Here is a 16,537-nt window from a genome sequence, read left to right as displayed (position 1 = left end):
CGCCGGTGTGCGCGGCGGTTTAACCGCGCACACCCAGCATTCCGCGTTCGACAATGAAATCGATCACTGCCTGTAGCCCCTCGCCTTTCTTCAGGTTGCTGAAGGTCCATGGGCGCTGTGGGCGCATGCGCTGGGTATCGCGCTCCATCACCTCCAGCGAAGCCCCCACATACGGTGCCAGGTCGGTCTTGTTGATCACCAGGAAGTCGGACTTGGTGATGCCCGGGCCACCCTTGCGCGGAATCTTCTCGCCCTCGGCTACGTCGATCACGTAGATGGTCAGGTCGGCCAGCTCCGGGCTGAATGTGGCGCTGAGGTTGTCACCGCCGCTTTCCACGAAAATGACTTCGAGGTTGCCGAACTTGCGCGCCAGCGCCTCGACCGCCGCCAGGTTCATGGAGGCGTCTTCGCGAATCGCCGTGTGCGGGCAGCCGCCGGTTTCCACCCCGACGATGCGCTCCGGCTCCAGCGCGCCGGCTTCGGTGAGGATGCGCTGGTCTTCCTTGGTGTAGATGTCGTTGGTGACCACGGCAATCTGGTAGTGATCGCGCATGGCTTTGCACAGGGCTTCGAGCAGTGCGGTCTTGCCGGAGCCGACCGGGCCGCCGACACCGACGCGCAGGGGTTGTTGATAGCTATGCATGCAGGCAGTCCTCAGGAACGGAACAAACGGGTGTATTGGGTTTCGTGACGCGATGAGGCAATGGCCAGCAACGGCAGGCCACCCCCGAGCTGGTCGTCGCCCAGGGTCAGGGCCTGGTCGATGGCTGCGGGCAAATCGGTGGCCAGGTCACGCAGCAGGGTCTGGGCCGCCTGCTGGCCGAACGGCACCAACTTGACACCGGCCATGACCGCGCCCTCCAGCCAGGCAAAGCCATGCCCCAGGGCCAATTGGCGCAAGGGGATGGCCCAGTGCACAGCCAACCAGGCCATGCCGCCCAACTGGGTCAGCTCGAGGCTGGTACGCCACGCCGACGCCTGGCCCAGCTGCCAGCCGTCGAGTAGCCGTGCCAGGGCCGCCCCGCGCTGTTGTTCTTCCAGGCGCAGCTCGGCGGTTTCACGGTTGGCCAGCAAAAAGCGGCTCCAATGAGCGAAGGCCTGCGCATCCTCGGCCTGGCAGGCCTGGTACAAGCGGGCGAGCACCGGCCAGTCCAGGCCGACCAGGGTGTCGTGCAACTGCTCACGCTGCCACGCAGTGAACCCGTGCACATCCCTTACCCAGCCCGCCTCCACGGCCCACTCCAGGCCCTGCGAATAGGTGAAGCCACCTACCGGCAGCCCTGGGCTGGCCAGTTGCAGCAGGCGCAGCAACGCCAGATCGCTGTTCATCAGCCGGCCAGTACCAGCGCGGCGCCGGCCAGCAGGCCACCGCCGAAAGCTTTTTGCAGGCCAGCATGGCGGCGCAGCAGGCAACCGACCGCAAAGCCGGCGGCCAGCAACAGCCCGCTGACCGTGACAAAGCCGGCGCTGAACTGCCAGAACGCGCTTGGCGTGGCCTCGACGCCATGCGCCCAGCCATGGAACAGCGCGAACACCGGCATCGCCAAGGCCAGCAGCTGTTGCCGGCCAGGCAGCAGCACGGCACCCGCGGCCACCAGCAGCGACACAGCGATCAGCGTTTCCATGCCCAGCACGTCCCCGAACAGATGCCCACATACCGCCCCGCCGAACATCGCGGCCAGGGTCGCCAGTGGCAAGGTCAGGTTACGCCGGGTCAGCGCCGCCAGTACGCCGGTGCCCAGCAGCATCAGCAGGTGGTCGAGCCCGGTCAGCGGGTGCAGAAGGCCGTCATGCAAGGGGTTGCTGTCATGCCCGGGGTGGGCGAAAGCCGGCACGGCCAGCATCAGCAGAAACAGGGCGAAAGTCTTTTTCATCGGTTGCTCCAGGGCAGTTCAGGAATGGGCAGGCAAGCGCACGAACGGGTGATCGTGGCCGTGAGCGTGGCTGTGGCTGTGTGGCGCACTTTGGTAGGCACCCGCTTCGGGCTCGAACGGGGCCTGCTCGGCCTCGACAGTCAGGCCCAGGCCACGCAGCATCTCGTCCAGCACATGGTCGTGCTGGAAGCGCAACAGGCCGGGCTCGATCTGCAGCGGGACATGGCGGTTGCCCAGGTGGTAGGCCGCGCGCGCCAGCAGGTGCGGGTCGACACAGCGCACGGTGGACACCGCCTCGGGCGCTGCCAGCACGCGGATCAGCTGGGTGCCCTCGGCATCGGCCAACAGCTCGCCGCCACGCAGCAGGTGGCCACGCTCCAGCATCAGGCCGGCTTCGCGACCATCGTCCAGCGTCACCCGCAGGCGGCTCTTGATGCGGCTGTCCACATCGAGGGTGACGGTACCCGTGACAGCACGTGCGCCGGGTTCGGTAATCCGCTGGGTCAAGACAATCATCGGTGCTCCTTCAGAACAGGAAATAGCGCTGGGCCAGCGGCAGTTCACTGGCCGGTTCGCAGACCAGCAGCTCGCCATCGGCACGCACCTGGTAGGTTTGCGCGTCGACCTCGATCAGCGGTTGCAGGGTGTTGTGGACCATGTCCGGCTTGCGCACCCGGCGGCACCCGTCCACCACGCCGATCAGGCTGCGCAGGTTCAATTGCTCGACCAGGCCACGGTCCATGGCGGCCTTGGGCAGGAAGGTCATGCGCGTGGCATGGCGGGCTGCGCCCAACGCGCCGAACATCGGGCGGTAATGCACCGGCTGGGGCGTAGGGATGGACCCGTTGATATCGCCCATGGGCGCGGTGACGATCATGCCGCCCTTCAGTACCAAGGCGGGCTTGACCGCGAAAAATGCCGGCGACCACAGCACCAGGTCTGCCAGCTTGCCCACTTCGACCGAGCCCACCTCGTGGCCGATGCCATGGGTGAGCGCCGGGTTGATGGTGTATTTGGCGATGTAGCGCTTGACCCGGAAGTTGTCGCTGTAGTGGGTATCCGGTGCCAGTGGGCCACGGCGCAGCTTCATCTGGTGCGCCACTTGCCAGGTGCGCAGCACCACCTCGCCCACCCGGCCCATGGCCTGGGAGTCGGACGAGGTCATGGCGAAAGCGCCCATGTCGTGGAGGATGTCCTCGGCAGCGATGGTTTCACGGCGGATGCGCGACTCGGCAAACGCCACGTCCTCGGCAATGCTTGGGTCCAGGTGGTGGCAGACCATGAGCATGTCCAGGTGCTCGTCCACCGTGTTGATGGTGTACGGCAGTGTCGGGTTGGTCGAGGACGGCAGCACGTTGGCCTGCCCGGCCGCACGGATGATGTCGGGGGCATGGCCGCCACCGGCACCTTCGGTGTGGAAGGTGTGGATGGTACGGTCACCGATCGCCGCCAGCGTGTCTTCGATACAGCCCGATTCGTTGAGTGTGTCGGTATGGATCGCCACCTGGATATCCATTTCTTCGGCTACGCCCAGGCAACAGTCGATGGCCGCCGGTGTCGAGCCCCAGTCCTCGTGCAGCTTGAGCCCGACCGCCCCGGCAGCGATCTGCTCGCGCAACGCTTCAGGGCGCGAGGCGTTGCCCTTGCCCAGCAAACCGATGTTGATCGGCAGGCTGTCGGCAGCCTGCAGCATGCGCGCCAGGTACCACGGGCCCGGGGTGCAGGTGGTGGCGTTGGTTCCGGTAGCCGGGCCAGTGCCGCCACCGATGAAGGTGGTTACACCGCTGTTGAGCGCCTCGTCCACCTGCTGCGGGCAGATGAAATGGATGTGCGAGTCGACCCCCCCGGCAGTGACGATCTTGCCCTCGGCGGCGATCACTTCGGTGCCTGGCCCTACGGGTATGTTGACGCCTGGTTGCACGTCGGGGTTGCCGGCCTTGCCGATCACGGCAATACGCCCGTGCTTGATGCCGATATCGGCCTTGACGATACCCCAGTGGTCGATGATCAACGCGTTGGTCAACACCAGGTCCATGGCCTCGGCGGCCAGCATCTGGCCCTGCCCCATGCCATCGCGGATGACCTTGCCGCCGCCGAACTTCACTTCTTCGCCGTAAACGGTGTAGTCCTTCTCTACTTCGACCCACAATGCCGTGTCGGCCAAGCGCAAACGGTCACCCACGGTAGGGCCGAACATGTCGGCATAGGCCTGGCGGGAAATTCGGCTCATGCCCTGCCCTCCAGTGCGCCCATCACCTTGCCCTGAAAGCCGTAGACTTCGCGCTTGCCAGCGTAGGCCACCAGTTGCACGGTACGGGCCTGGCCCGGCTCAAAGCGCACGGCAGTGCCGGCCGGGATATCCAGGCGAAAGCCCAGGGTTGGCCCGCGCTCGAACACCAGCGCCTCGTTGACTTCGTAGAAGTGGTAATGCGAGCCGACCTGCACCGGGCGGTCGCCATGGTTGGCTACGCTGACACTGACCGTGGCGCGGCCACTGTTCAATTCGATGTCGCCAGCGGCGACCTGGATTTCACCTGGGATCATGCGGCGTTCCTCGGCAGGTTCAGACGATCGGGTCATGCACGGTCACCAACTTGGTGCCATCCGGAAAGGTCGCTTCGACCTGTACGTCGTGAAGCATCTCGGCGATGCCAGGCATGACCTGGTCACGGCTCAACACCTCGCGGCCCATGCTCATCAGCTCAGCGACGGTGCGCCCATCACGGGCCCCTTCCAGCACGGCGGCGCTGATCAGCGCTACGGCCTCCGGGTAGTTGAGTTTCAGGCCACGGGCCAGGCGCCGTTCTGCCAACAAGGCGGCAGTGAACAGCAGCAGTTTGTCTTTCTCTCTTGGGGTCAGCTCCATGGCGCTCTCTCAGGTGGCCCAGATACGTGGCGGGCAGGCTGGCAGGCCGAGAACGGCCGGGCGCAGCACATGCCACAGGCGTTGCAGGGTGCGTTGCAATTGTTGGTTGTCATGGTCGAGCAGGCGGATCACCAGCAGCGAACCGAGCAGCGTCGCGCCGGCAGGGGTGCCCAGCTCATCGAGCATGGGCCTTACCTGCTCCAGCAATGCCTGATCGGCCGGCGCGGCACAGAAGGTGGCTAGCAGTGGGTGGCCACCGAGCTTGCCAAGCTGGCCGCCTTCTATACGCAGGCGCTCATGCAGGCCCGTTTCGCCGGCCAGGGTGATGTGCAACAGGCTGTCGAGGGCACCCTGGTCGAACCGTTCGAGCATCACCGGGCGGCCCAGGCACAGCGTTTCCCAGGCCAGCAACCGGGCGCCGGGCTCAAGGGTGAAGTGGCTGGCGAGCCGGGCACGGGCACCGGAGAAGAAAATGCTGTCCTGGGGCAACCATTCCAGGGTGCTGCCAGCGGCCAGGTGGAAGCGCTGGGTCAGCCGTGCGGTCGGGCCGATGCTGCGGTAAAACTTGCTGGCACCGGGCATGGTCAGCAAGGCGTGGCTGCCAGCTTCCAGCTGAATGTCGAGCTCCAGGCGATCGCCGGCAACGATGCCACCCGGCGGGTGCAGAACATACACATGGCAGGGTGCACCTTCCGGATAGAACGGGCGCTGCACCAAAAGAGGTCCGAAATGTTTCCATGCACCAAGGCGGGTCATGCCCGCACGCTGGACAAAGCGCAATTGCAGGTGGGCGCTCCAGCCTGCATCGTCTTGGTGGTGTTCGATCTGCTCCGCGAGCGACATCCTGCGGCCCCTGAAATTCGTGGCCTGCTGGCCGGTAAGAGGGTCAGCGGCGGGCGCCGGTTAGTGCGCACGGCCTGACCACTCGATCAAATTCGCAGGCTGGATATAGCAGGTTGCGGGCCAACTCCGCAGGTGAAGGCAGATGAATTATTTTTACCGCTCGCTCCGCCATCGGGCACCGCCGCGGGGGCCGCACAAAGCAGGGGCGCACCAAGGCCCTGTTTCGGTGCTGCCATTGCGCACGCTGGCCGGCACTCAGTAGTCGAAACGGTCTACCGCACGGCGGCGTTCGTTGTCGTCACGCCGGTCGTAGATCGCCGTGGTCTGGATGTTGGCATGGTGTGCCAGCTTTTGCGCAATCGACAGGTCGTGCTCCTCGATCACCCGGGTGATGAACGCGCGGCGGAAGTCGTGCGGCATGATCTTGACCCCCACCTGCGCCCCGCGCTGGCGGGCGATGTAGTAGATGGCATGCTTGGTGATACGCGCCCGGGTGATGTGGTTGCCGCGGCGGATGCGGTTGAACAGGAACGGGTCGTCTTCGACACCGGCCGGCAGGTCCTGGCGGCGCAGGTCGAGCCACGCCTGCAGCTTCTCGAACGCCCAGGGCGGCGCGTACTTGATCAACTGGTGGTTGCCCTTGCCAACCACTTGCAGGCTGCGCGCGGCGAAATCAACCTGGGCAAGGTCGATGTCGACCGATTCCGACTTGCGCATGCCTGTGCCATACAGCAAGGCAATGATCGCCGCATCGCGCACCCCTTGCGGCCGCGGGTCGGCAGCGCACACGTCCATCAGTTCGCGAATCAGGCTACGCCGCAAGTTGCGCCCGGGCGGCAGGCGGGTGCCGGTTGCCGGCTTGACCTCGCGGATGCGTAACAACCGCTCGTGGTCGATCAGGCCCTGGCGCCAGGCCTCGTTCATCACCCCCCGGATGGCGTTGACGTACAGCGAAGAGCTGTTGGGCGCGTAACCATCGGCCCGCAGGGCAGCCACCAGAGCGATCACATGGCCGGGCTCGAGCCGATGCCAGGGAACGTCGACGATATTGCAGTCGACGAACCCCAAGCGGTCGGCGGCGTCCTGAAGGATGTAGCGCATGGTTTGCTGGCTGGATGGGGCCAGGCGGGCCATGTACTGCAGCAGCGGATTTTTCGAGAGGTCGGACAAAACGTGAATCCTGTAGCGGGGCGTTGGCCGGCAGCACAGCGGGCCGACGCTGGAGCAGATCAAAACGGCATGCCAGCGAGTCTGCATGACAAACTAACGGTCAGGCCATTCTGGCCCAAGACAGTGCCATCACCTTGATATACAAGGACTTTGCATCAGGCATGGAGGTGATCTTACCCCAATCGAGCCCCCTGAACGACCTTGGGCATGCCTGCGCAGTGCCAGGTGCTGAACGCAGCGGTCAGGTACACTGCTCGCCTTGCGGCCACCAGCCCGGGAACATCTGCTGCACCCTCGGCTCGGCGAAACGCTCATCGATCAATACCAGTACGCCACGGTCCTGGTCCCCCCGGATCACCCTCCCCGCTGCCTGGATCACTTTGCGCACCCCGGGGTAGAGATAGGCATAATCGAAACCCGCGCCAAATTGCCGTCCCAGGCGCTGCTTGAACTGCTCGTTGACCGGGTTGACCTGGGGCAGCCCGAGCGTGGCGACGAAGGCGCCGATCAGGCGGGTGCCCGGCAAGTCCACCCCTTCACCGAACGCACCACCCAGCACGGCAAAGCCGATGCCTTGGCCGTCGGCGACAAAGCGGTCGAGGAACGCCTGCCGCGCCGCTTCGTCCATGCCCGGGGCCTGGGCCCACAATGGGATCTGCGCGTAGCGCTCGGCCAGCAGCCCGGCGACCTGCTGCAGGTACTCGAAACTGCTGAAGAACGCCAGGTAATTACCCGGCTGGCGCTCATACTGCCGGGCAATCAACTCGACGATCGGCGCCAGCGAAGCCTGGCGCTGCTGGTACCGGGTAGACACCTGGCTGGCAATGCGCACCTGCAGTTGTTCGGCACGAAACGGCGCTGCCACTTCCAGCCACGCCGTATCGGCCGGCATGCCCAGCAGGTCGCTGTAGAACTGCCGCGGGCTCAGCGTGGCAGAGAACAGGGTGACACTGCGCGCCGCGCGCATGCGCGGTGCCAGCAGCCGTGCCGGGGTGACATTGCGCAGGCACAAGGTCGCCAGCCGGCGCTTGCGCGGCCCTTGGCGCTGGCTGATATCGAACAGGAAATGCTCGTCGAACAGTTCGGCTACCCGGCTGAACTGCAAGGCCTGGTAGAAGAACTGCAGCACCTGCGGGTCGATGTGCGTGGGCGCCTGGTTCATCTGCTCCTGGATCAGCCCGATACACTGCTGCAGGGCGCGCAAAAGGTCATGCGGCAGCGCTTCGCTGGCCTGGTACGGTGCCCGTTGCTCTTTGTACAGGGCGTTCCACTGGCGGTTCAGGCGGTCCAGCGCACTGCCCAGCCCATGGGGTTTGCTTTGGCGCAACGCCAGCAACTGCCCCTGATCGAGGCTGGCGCTGTACATGCCCCGCCCGCGCTCGACCAGGTTGTGAGCCTCGTCGACCAGCACCGCGACCCGCCACTGGTTGAGCTGTGTCAGCCCGAACAGCAAGGCGTGGGCGTCGAAGTAATAGTTGTAATCGGCAACCAGAACGTCGGCCCAGCGGGCCATCTCCTGGCCCAGGTAGTACGGGCACACCTGATGCGCCAAGGCCACTTCGCGCAGCTGGGTACGGTCCAGCATCGGCACGGCCGCAGCGGCCGTGCGCGCGGCCGGCAAGCGGTCGTAGAAGCCGGCCGCCAGCGGGCAGGACTCGCCATGGCAGGCTTTGTCCGGGTACTCGCAGGCTTTGTCGCGAGCGATCAGTTCCAGGGTGCGTAACCCAGGCTGGGTATCGCCCGTGGTGATCTGGCGCATGGCATCCAGGGCCAGCGCCCGGCCCGGGGTCTTGGCCGTTAGAAAGAACAGTTTGTCCAGTTGCTGGGGCACCATGGCTTTGAGCAACGGAAACAAGGTACCCAAGGTCTTGCCGATGCCGGTGCTGGCCTGGGCCATCAGGCAACGGCCCGTGCTCACCGCCTTGTACAGGGTTTCTGCCAGTTGCCGTTGGCCTTGGCGGAACGCTGGGTAGGGAAAGCGCAGCGCCTGAAGGCCGTGGTCACGTTCGCAAAGGCGCTGCTGCTGGAACTGGGCCCAGCCCAGAAAGCGCTGGCACTGGACCTGGAAGAATGCCTGCAACTCAGCGGCCGTGCAGTGCTCACTGAACAGGGTCTGGCTATCGCTGTCGACGTCCAGGTACACCAAAGCCACCTCGATGCTCGCCAGTTGCCGGGCCTGGCACATCAGCCAGCCGTACACCTTGGCCTGCGCCCAGTGCAGCTGGCGGTGGTTGGCCGGTTGCCGGGCCAGGTCGCCACGGTGGGTCTTGATCTCTTCCAGCCGGTTGCAGGCAGGGTCGTAACCGTCGGCACGCCCCCGCACCCGAAGGCCTTCAAACTGGCCCTCCAGGGTAATTTCCGACTCGTAGCCGGCCGCACGCCGGGCCACTACCCGCTGGTGGCCCTCGATGCCCTCCTGGGCGGTGGGCGACGGCGTGAAGCGCAGGTCGAGGTCGCCGACCTTGGCACTGAACTCGCACAAGGCACGCACCGCCACGCTGTAGCTCAAGCGGCGTCACTCCAACGCACATGGCAGACCGCGACGGGCAGGCCGTGCTCCTGGCAGAATGCCAGCCAGCGCAACTGGTTGTCCTGCAGGCGGTCACCGGGGCCTTTGACCTCGACCATGCGATAACGCCCCTGCTCGGGCCAGAACTGGATAAGGTCGGGCATGCCCGCACGGTTGCTGCGAATGTCCTGCAGCAGGCGCACGAAGCAGTGCTTCAACTGCGCAGCCGGCAGGCAGGCCAGGGCCTGCTGCAGCAGCGCCTCGCTGAGCATCGACCAGAACACGAACGGTGACTGCAGCCCGTGTTTGGCTGCATAGCAATCCAGGATCGCCTGCTGGTGGCTACCATCGTCGAGCCGCGCCAGGCATTGCTCGAACAGGGCACTACGGCGCTGCTGGAAGTCGCTGTCGTGCAGGTCCTGCGGCGCGGCCTGGAACGGGTTGAAGAACGCGCCAGGCACAGGGGCGAAGATCGCCTCCCAGCACAGCAGGCCAAACAGGCTGTTGAACAGCGTGTTCTCCACATAATGGGCTTGCCCGCCCTCGGCGGCCAGGTGCTGGCGCACGGCCTCTTCAACGCCTAGCGCGGCGTGCTCACGGGGCAATTCCAGTTCGATCAGTGCCAGCGGCGCCACGCGCTGGCGGCGCTGTGGCGGGCCACCGAGCTTGCGCGCCAGGCGTGGCAACATACGCTCCAGCGCCTGGACCTCCAGTGCATTGGCCGGTGCCGCTGCCAGTTGCAACGCCAGGGCATGGGCCTGCGGCCAACGTTCGCTGCGCTCCAGCACCCGCACCTGGCGAATACGCGCCTGGGCATGGCTGCACTGCGCATAAACCGCCATGGCCTGGTCCCAGTCACCCAGGCGCTCGCATTGCTGGCCCAGGGCGAACTGCAACCGCGCACGGCGCCGGGCCAGCCAAGGGTTGTCGCAGTGCAGGTGCTGTATTGCCGTGATTACCGACTGAGGGTGTTCGCCCTGCTCCAGGCGCTCGGCACACTCATGCAGCACCATGGCCAGGTCGATATCGGCGCGTTGCTGCAGGGCACGCGAATCGGCGCTGAAGGGCACCTGCTCGTAGCGCAGCAGCCCCAGGTCGGCAAGCACGAACTCTGACCAGTCCTGGTAGAGGTTGCCGAAGAACAGCAGCCGCATGCGGTCGCAGAGCGGTTGCAGGCACCACTGCAAGATGCGCAACTCACTGCCCGGGTACCACTCGGCCAGAGACCGGGCGGCCAGTTGCAGTGGCTGCAGCTGGGCCAGCAAGTCATGCTTGGCGGCACGCGGGCGGCTCAATTGGGCGGCGAAACAGCACGCCAGCTCGTCTTTGCGCAGCAAGGCGAACAGTTGCTCCAAGTGCAGTTGCTCGGGCTCGCGGACCCAGCCCAGGGCCTTGAGTGGCTGCAGGGCGAGTTCGGTGTCGCCTATTTCCTCATAGACGAGGCGGTCGCTGCGAAACAGTTCGCCCTTGCGCATCACCATGCGCACCATCAAGGCCTGGGCTGGCGCGCTCAGTTGGCCGAAGGCATGGATGAACGCCAGTTCCTGTTCATCGAGCAGGTCCTGGTAGCGCTGTTCGACCCACAGCAGTACCTGGCGGAAGTTGTGCAGGTAATAGAACGGGTCGTCGACGGAATGGGCAATCACGGGCTGGGTCAGGTAGCGGAAACAAGGCACTGGTTATACATACAGACCCAGGAGCCTGGCAAGTGCCGTGGGTCAGCTCGCCCCTGCAAGAACGGCCGCGATCGCGCCCTTGGGCATGCAGTGCCCTATGATTCAGCGGGGAACCGCCGTACCCGCCTGCGGCGAAGTTCCAGCGCCTGGGCCAGGCGCTGCACGGCTTGTTGCAGGTCGCCTGGGCAGTCGCCCAGCCACATCAGCGCCAGGTGCTGCCGGTAGCGGCCGTGCAAGCTGAACTGTTCCCCCGGCAATGCATGCAATGCGCAACCTGCCAAGGCCGTGGCAATGGCATCCCAGGCCAGCGGCTGCTCGAAGCGCACCCACAGCATGCGCCCGCCTTGCGGGGGCTCCAGCACCACCCGCTGGGCAAACTGGGCGGTCAGCGCGCAGGCGAGGTTTTGCGTGCGCTGCTGCAGGTTGCTGCGCAACGCCACCAGTTGCGCTTCGATATCGCCCTTGGCCAACAGGTGGGCCAGCGCCAGCAGCCGCAGCGGCGCAAGGCGGAACGCCCGCTCGCAGAACGCCTTGGCCAGGGCAGTATCCAGGCTCAGTACGTAGGCATACGGCGCTTCGGGCCCTACTGCAGCCTCGAACGCCCCCATGATCATCAACCGGCGCGGATCGACCCAATCGCGCAGGCGGGTCGCGGGTGGGCCGCTGTAGCAAAGCTCGCTGTCCAGGTCGTTCTCCAGTAGCCACACGCTGTGCTGGCTCAACAGCAGGCCAAGCTGCTGCTGGTAATGCAGGGAGACCAGCCGCCCTTGCGGCAGGCCAAGGCAGGACGGCATCACCAGCAGGCGGACCGGCTCGCAGCCCAACAGCCTGGCCACGGCCTGCAGGTCCGGGTTGCCACGTGAATCGGGTGGCACCTCCAACACCCGCATGCCAGCGCGCGCCAAGGCACGCAGCACGTGCCCGCAACAGGGCGACTGTACCAGCACCGTGGTGCCCCTTTGCAGGGCCAGCGCTGCAAGCAGCGTTTCCAGCAACGCCGGCACATCCGGGGCCAACTGAACGTCATCGGCCCGCCAGTACTGGCGCGAGCAACGGGTGTAACGCTCCGCCAGCGCGTCGCGCAGGCGCGCACTGCCCTGCACTTCCCAAGGGCCAGCGCCGCGCTCGCGCTGGCGGGCCAGGCGCCGCTCGTGGGTGAACAAGGCGCGCTCCAGCAACGGTTGTGCGGGCAGGGGCGCCTGCCGGGGCATGCCACCTTGCGGCAGGTCAGCCAGGCGAACGAAATAGCCCGAGCGTGGCAGGCAGTGCACGCGACCCTCCTCCTCCAGCAGGCTGTAGGCGCTCTGCACCGTTGCCAGCGATACCCGCAGCCGCCGCGACAGCTCACGCAAGGACGGCAGCCGGTTCGGACCACCAGCCGTCGCCTGGCCAATCAACGCTTCCAGGTAGCGGTAGACCCGCCGATAGGCGAACTCGCCGGCCGCTGTTCGCGCCATCAAGGTTGCCTCATGGGGCTGTGCCGCCGTTCAGCGGCCTGGCGCGGCAACAGCCGCAAGTGCGCGTCGCGGCGCGCCAACGCACTGAGCAGGCGCCACGCAGGTAGCGGCATCTTACCGCCGTAGACTGCCCGCAGTTGCGCCAGTGATAGCCCACTGGTGTTCACCAGCCAGGCTTTGACCGCCGCGGGGCAAGGTTTGCCTTGCATGGCCCGGTGCAGGTAAGGCAGCGCCACCAGCATGTCGGCATGGCGAGCGCGCAGAAAACGCTCGAGGTTCTTGCCCTGCCTGGCGAACGGTTTGCACAGCAGGCAGTCCAGTTGGGCCTGGCTGAGGCCATAGGCCTTGCCAAACTGCAGCACAGGTTCGTCGGCAGGCTTGCTGTCGCCCGGCGCCCCCGCCAGCCTCAAGGGCGGCCGGGTGGCCTGAGGCTCCAGGCTGCGCGCCCGCAGTTCCTGCAACTGGGCCAAGGCCAGTGGGTCGACGAACGCGGCCAACGGCGAGCAGGCCGTCTCGGCCGCCGCGAAGTGCCAGCCCAGCATGGCATCCAACTGCTGCCCGCCCAGCAACGGCGGCAGCAGGTCATCAATGGCTATCAGCCGCACCGGCCCTCCCTTGAGCGCGGCCCCCGCAGGCTGATCCGCCGGGTTGCCGGGCGCCAGCCCCGTGGCCCCTTGCAAGCGCGCCAGGCCCTCGGCCAGCGTCGACAGGCAATGGTGCGCCAGGTAAGGGCCACGTTGCCCCGCCAGGCGCTGGCTACGCAGCGCCCACGCCAGGTAGCGGCGGCGCTGCCCTGCGGGCAAGGCGGTGACCATTGCGTCGGCGGGCGCCTGAGCCTGCAGCGCGAAGCTTACGGCCGCCGCCAGTTCCAGGTGCAGGCGGCTACCCAGCAACGCTTCTGGCCTGGCATCGATCAGGTGGCCAAACATCAGCAGCGCTTCCCTGGTCGGCAACCAGCGCTCGGACGCCACACGGGGGCGGCAACTGAACGGCACCACTTCGCGCCCCTCGATCATTTGCAGTTGCACCCGCGGGTCATCCTGCATGAACAGCGCACTGAAGCCTCGATCGAGCCCTTGCAGCGTAGGGCTGCCGGCCACCGGCAAGCTCACCACCAGCACGCGCAGTTGAAAAGTAACCGGTGCACGCATGGCGATGCTCAACTGCGCAGCACGCAACATCGCCAGCAGCCGCGCACCCTGGCGGTCACTGCCTTGCAATACCTGCAGGCGAAAGGTGCCGATATATTCAGGCCCGCCTGCGGCTACCAATAAACGTTGTATCAACAACTGCAAGGAGGCCCGTTGCGCCTGTGACATGTGGGCGAGCAAGCGTTCGAGTACTTGCTGGTAGATATAATGCATTGCCTGGTCGTGAATAGCAGTCACGGATCACCTCACCACTTCAAGTCGCCGGCGCACGCCCAAGCAAGTTGTTCAGGCTTACACTGCGCCAGGCTTTTACAGAAGAAACTTCCTACAATTGAATAAAGTGACGTGAGCCTTCACTGTCGCCAGGCCATGGAGAAGAATTCACCCCTGCAATGCTCTGATTCAGGCCTAGCCGTACGCATCCCTTACTCCTTGCACAAAGTATCATTGCGCCATTATCGAGTGATGCGAAGCGAATTGAAGATACAGATCACGGTAAAAAAACCATTCAGCAAAGCGCCAAATTCACCTTGACCCTCTAAGCACGCACATGCAACCGCAAATGATTGGCGGCATGTTTCCATTGGCATTTAATTAATGAATTATATGTAGTCCGCTTCGTCTTTTATTGTAGGAATATTCCCACTTTAACGATGACGTTACTTTATTCCGCGCACAAAAAACCCGGGGCTGGCCCGGGTTCACCGTGAACTGCAGTGGTCAATGCTGCGCCATATCCAACACCACGCGCCCACCGCAGGGGCACTGGTCCATGTAGCGATGCGCCTCCACCACCTGCTCGAACGGGTACACCTTGATGATCTGCGGGGTCAGCAACTGGTCGGCGGTGAACTGGTTGATGTCACGCAAGGCACGCTGCAGCGCTACCTGGTCCTGGCTGATACCCAGTTCCGGCTTGCCAGTGAAGTTACCGATGCAGTGCACGTAGAACTGGATGTTTTTCTGGAAGGCCGCGCAGGCTGGGAACGGCGTCTGGTTGCCGCCTTGCAGGCCATACAGTACCAGGCTGCCCCGCGGTGCCAGCACATCGCCCAGCAACGACATCTGCGGCCCGCCCATGCCGTCCAGAACCATGTCCACGCCGCGCCCGTCAGTGTACTTGCCAACCTGCATCAACAGGTCCTGCTCTTCGGTGACGATCACCTTGTCGGCGCCCAGGCCCAGCAGGTAGTCACGCTGCTCGGCATCCTTGGTGGCGGCGAACACTTTAAGCCCCAGCGCCTTGCCCAACTGCACGAAAGCGGGGCCAGCACAGTGGCTGGCGTCGGTGACCAGGGCAGTCTGCCCGGCCTTGGCCCGTGCCAGGTCCACGTAGGCGAAATAGGCAATCAGCAGCGGCGTATAGTGCACGCTGGCCTCGATCGGGGTAAGCACCTGCGGATAGCGTGTGATCGCGGTCCGTGGCAGGACGATGACATCCCCGTATACCGGGTGGTCATTGGCGCTGGTAGCGGGAAAACTGGCAACCCGGTCACCCACGGCAATGTCTTCGATCCCTTCACCGACCGCCGTCACCACACCGGCCATCTCATGGCCGATACCGGCCGGCAAGCGTGCCTGCGAGGGCGCCAGGTTCTGCCGCCAGAGCACGTCATACCAGCTGACGCCAACCGCCTCGACGCGAATTTGCACTTCGTCGGCAGCGGGAGACGGTTCGGCCTGCTCCTCGCAACGGAGCACATCGGCAGCGCCGAACTTGTGGAAACGGATCATGCGGGACATCGCAAACCTCGCCTTTGTGAACCTCTAATTACCACTGACTCTATCCGGGCTTTTGCAGTTAGACCACCAGTGGTCATTAATAGTCGACATGCCTGTCATCGATTGGGCACCTGGCTTTCCGTGCAATTGGCTCCCGTAAAGCCGTGCAGGGTAACAGCCTTTGGCCTTAATATTCACCCCTGCCCCCCTTCAGGCGAAGCGCACCGATGAATCGAAACGACCTGCGTCGTGTAGACCTCAACTTGCTGATTGTGTTCGAAACGCTGATGCACGAGCGCAGCGTGACCCGAGCAGCGGAAAAACTGTTCCTGGGCCAGCCGGCCATCAGCGCGGCCTTGTCGCGCCTGCGCAACCTGTTCGACGACCCGTTGTTCGTGCGCACTGGCCGCAGCATGGAGCCCTCGGCACGGGCTCACGAGATCTTCGCGCTGTTGTCGCCCGCGCTGGATTCGATTTCCACCGCGGTCAGCCGCGCAGCCGAGTTCGACCCTGCCACCAGCAATGCCGTATTCCGCATCGGCCTGTCGGACGACGCCGAATTCGCCCTGCTGCCGCAACTGCTCAAGCGCATTCGCGCCGAGGCCCCTGGCATCGTGCTGGTGGTGCGCCGGGTGAACTACCTGCTGATGCCGACCCTGCTGGCCTCAGGGGAAATCTCGGTGGGCGTCAGCTACACCAGCGAACTGCCCGCCAACGCCAAGCGCAAGGTGCTGCGCCGCAGCGCGCCGAAACTGCTGCGCGCCGACAGCGTGCCTGGCAGCATCACCCTGGACGACTTCTGCGCGCGGCCACATGCATTGGTGTCGTTTGCCGGGGACTTGTCGGGCTTTATCGACGAGGCGCTGGACGAGCTGGGTCGCAAGCGCCACGTCGTGCTGGCGGTACCGCAATTCAACGGGTTGGGGAGCTTGCTGGCGGGGACCGATATCGTGGCAACCGTACCGGACTACACCGCCGATGCGCTGACGGCTGCCGGTGGCTTGCGGGCGGAGGACTTGCCGATACCGGTACGTAGTTTCGAGCTGCACATGGCCTGGCGTGGCGCGCAGGATAACGACCCGGCGGAGCGCTGGCTGCGGTCACGGATACAGATGTTTTTTGGGGATCCCGATAGCTTGTGACTGACTTCCATCAAGATCCGCAAACACCAACAAAATCAGTATCTTAACCTGATTCTGCGTCCAAGGCCGTCCGTCGCATTCCGCTCATATCCAATACACCTGCGGGTATATTTTTGGGTACTTTTTC

15 protein-coding genes are annotated in these 16,537 nt (G+C 64.9%); 1 reads left to right on the top strand and 14 read right to left on the bottom strand.

What is annotated here, in order from left to right:
• Nucleotides 1-19 precede the first annotated feature (19 nt).
• The 14 genes from ureG to DMX12_RS01845 form a co-directional block, all read right to left on the bottom strand.
• Nucleotides 20-643, bottom strand: coding sequence for an urease accessory protein UreG (gene ureG, locus DMX12_RS01910; RefSeq protein WP_009685457.1), 624 nt, complete (start codon nt 641-643; stop codon nt 20-22).
• A gap of 11 nt (nt 644-654) precedes the next feature.
• Nucleotides 655-1,329: an urease accessory protein UreF gene (locus DMX12_RS01905; protein ID WP_110675933.1), complete on the bottom strand. Its 675-nt coding sequence runs from the start codon at nt 1,327-1,329 to the stop codon at nt 655-657.
• Complete coding sequence (locus tag DMX12_RS01900) at nt 1,329-1,874, bottom strand: HupE/UreJ family protein (protein WP_009685459.1); 546 nt, start codon at nt 1,872-1,874, stop codon at nt 1,329-1,331. The genes DMX12_RS01905 and DMX12_RS01900 overlap by 1 nt, the downstream gene beginning before the upstream one ends.
• Nucleotides 1,875-1,892: 18 nt before the next feature.
• Nucleotides 1,893-2,390, bottom strand: a complete 498-nt coding sequence (gene ureE, locus DMX12_RS01895) for an urease accessory protein UreE (RefSeq protein ID WP_110675931.1) — start codon at nt 2,388-2,390, stop codon at nt 1,893-1,895.
• A gap of 10 nt (nt 2,391-2,400) precedes the next feature.
• Nucleotides 2,401-4,104, bottom strand: a complete 1,704-nt coding sequence (gene ureC / locus DMX12_RS01890; protein ID WP_110675929.1) for an urease subunit alpha — start codon at nt 4,102-4,104, stop codon at nt 2,401-2,403.
• Nucleotides 4,101-4,418 (bottom strand): urease subunit beta, encoded by a 318-nt coding sequence (locus tag DMX12_RS01885; RefSeq protein ID WP_009685462.1) that lies wholly within the window; start codon nt 4,416-4,418, stop codon nt 4,101-4,103. The genes ureC and DMX12_RS01885 overlap by 4 nt, the downstream gene beginning before the upstream one ends.
• A 19-nt stretch (nt 4,419-4,437) precedes the next feature.
• A complete protein-coding gene (locus DMX12_RS01880) occupies nt 4,438-4,740 on the bottom strand; it encodes an urease subunit gamma (RefSeq protein WP_009685463.1) in 303 nt (100 codons plus the stop codon).
• Nucleotides 4,741-4,749: 9 nt separating this feature from the next.
• Complete coding sequence (locus DMX12_RS01875; RefSeq protein WP_110675927.1) at nt 4,750-5,583, bottom strand: urease accessory protein UreD; 834 nt, start codon at nt 5,581-5,583, stop codon at nt 4,750-4,752.
• Nucleotides 5,584-5,838: 255 nt separating this feature from the next.
• Nucleotides 5,839-6,753 carry a tyrosine recombinase XerC gene (gene xerC / locus DMX12_RS01870; protein WP_110675925.1) on the bottom strand — a complete coding sequence of 305 codons (915 nt, stop codon included), beginning with the start codon at nt 6,751-6,753 and terminating at the stop codon, nt 5,839-5,841.
• Nucleotides 6,754-6,994: 241 nt separating this feature from the next.
• Nucleotides 6,995-9,262, bottom strand: coding sequence for an ATP-dependent DNA helicase (locus tag DMX12_RS01865; RefSeq protein ID WP_110675923.1), 2,268 nt, complete (start codon nt 9,260-9,262; stop codon nt 6,995-6,997).
• Nucleotides 9,259-10,908, bottom strand: a complete 1,650-nt coding sequence (locus tag DMX12_RS01860; RefSeq protein ID WP_110676003.1) for a VRR-NUC domain-containing protein — start codon at nt 10,906-10,908, stop codon at nt 9,259-9,261. Before DMX12_RS01860 ends, DMX12_RS01865 begins: the two co-directional genes overlap by 4 nt.
• A 125-nt stretch (nt 10,909-11,033) precedes the next feature.
• Nucleotides 11,034-12,395 (bottom strand): aminotransferase class I/II-fold pyridoxal phosphate-dependent enzyme, encoded by a 1,362-nt coding sequence (locus tag DMX12_RS01855; protein ID WP_110675921.1) that lies wholly within the window; start codon nt 12,393-12,395, stop codon nt 11,034-11,036.
• Entirely contained in the window at nt 12,395-13,783 is a 1,389-nt protein-coding gene (locus tag DMX12_RS01850) for a hypothetical protein (RefSeq protein WP_110675919.1), read from the bottom strand. The genes DMX12_RS01855 and DMX12_RS01850 overlap by 1 nt, the downstream gene beginning before the upstream one ends.
• Before the next feature lie 483 nt (nt 13,784-14,266).
• On the bottom strand, nt 14,267-15,289 hold the full coding sequence (locus DMX12_RS01845; protein WP_054881113.1) for a zinc-dependent alcohol dehydrogenase family protein: 1,023 nt from the start codon (nt 15,287-15,289) through the stop codon (nt 14,267-14,269).
• Between the two features lie 206 nt (nt 15,290-15,495).
• On the opposite strand from DMX12_RS01845, the gene DMX12_RS01840 reads away from it, so the two are divergent.
• Nucleotides 15,496-16,410 (top strand): LysR family transcriptional regulator, encoded by a 915-nt coding sequence (locus DMX12_RS01840; protein WP_029884809.1) that lies wholly within the window; start codon nt 15,496-15,498, stop codon nt 16,408-16,410.
• The last annotated feature ends 127 nt before the right edge of the window (nt 16,411-16,537 follow it).

Source organism: Pseudomonas sp. MB-090624 (assembly GCF_003205245.1).
In the GTDB taxonomy this organism is placed as follows: domain Bacteria; phylum Pseudomonadota; class Gammaproteobacteria; order Pseudomonadales; family Pseudomonadaceae; genus Aquipseudomonas; species Aquipseudomonas juntendi.
The sequence above is the reverse complement of the archived record's forward strand: the minus strand, read 5'-3'. Positions and strand labels throughout refer to the sequence as shown.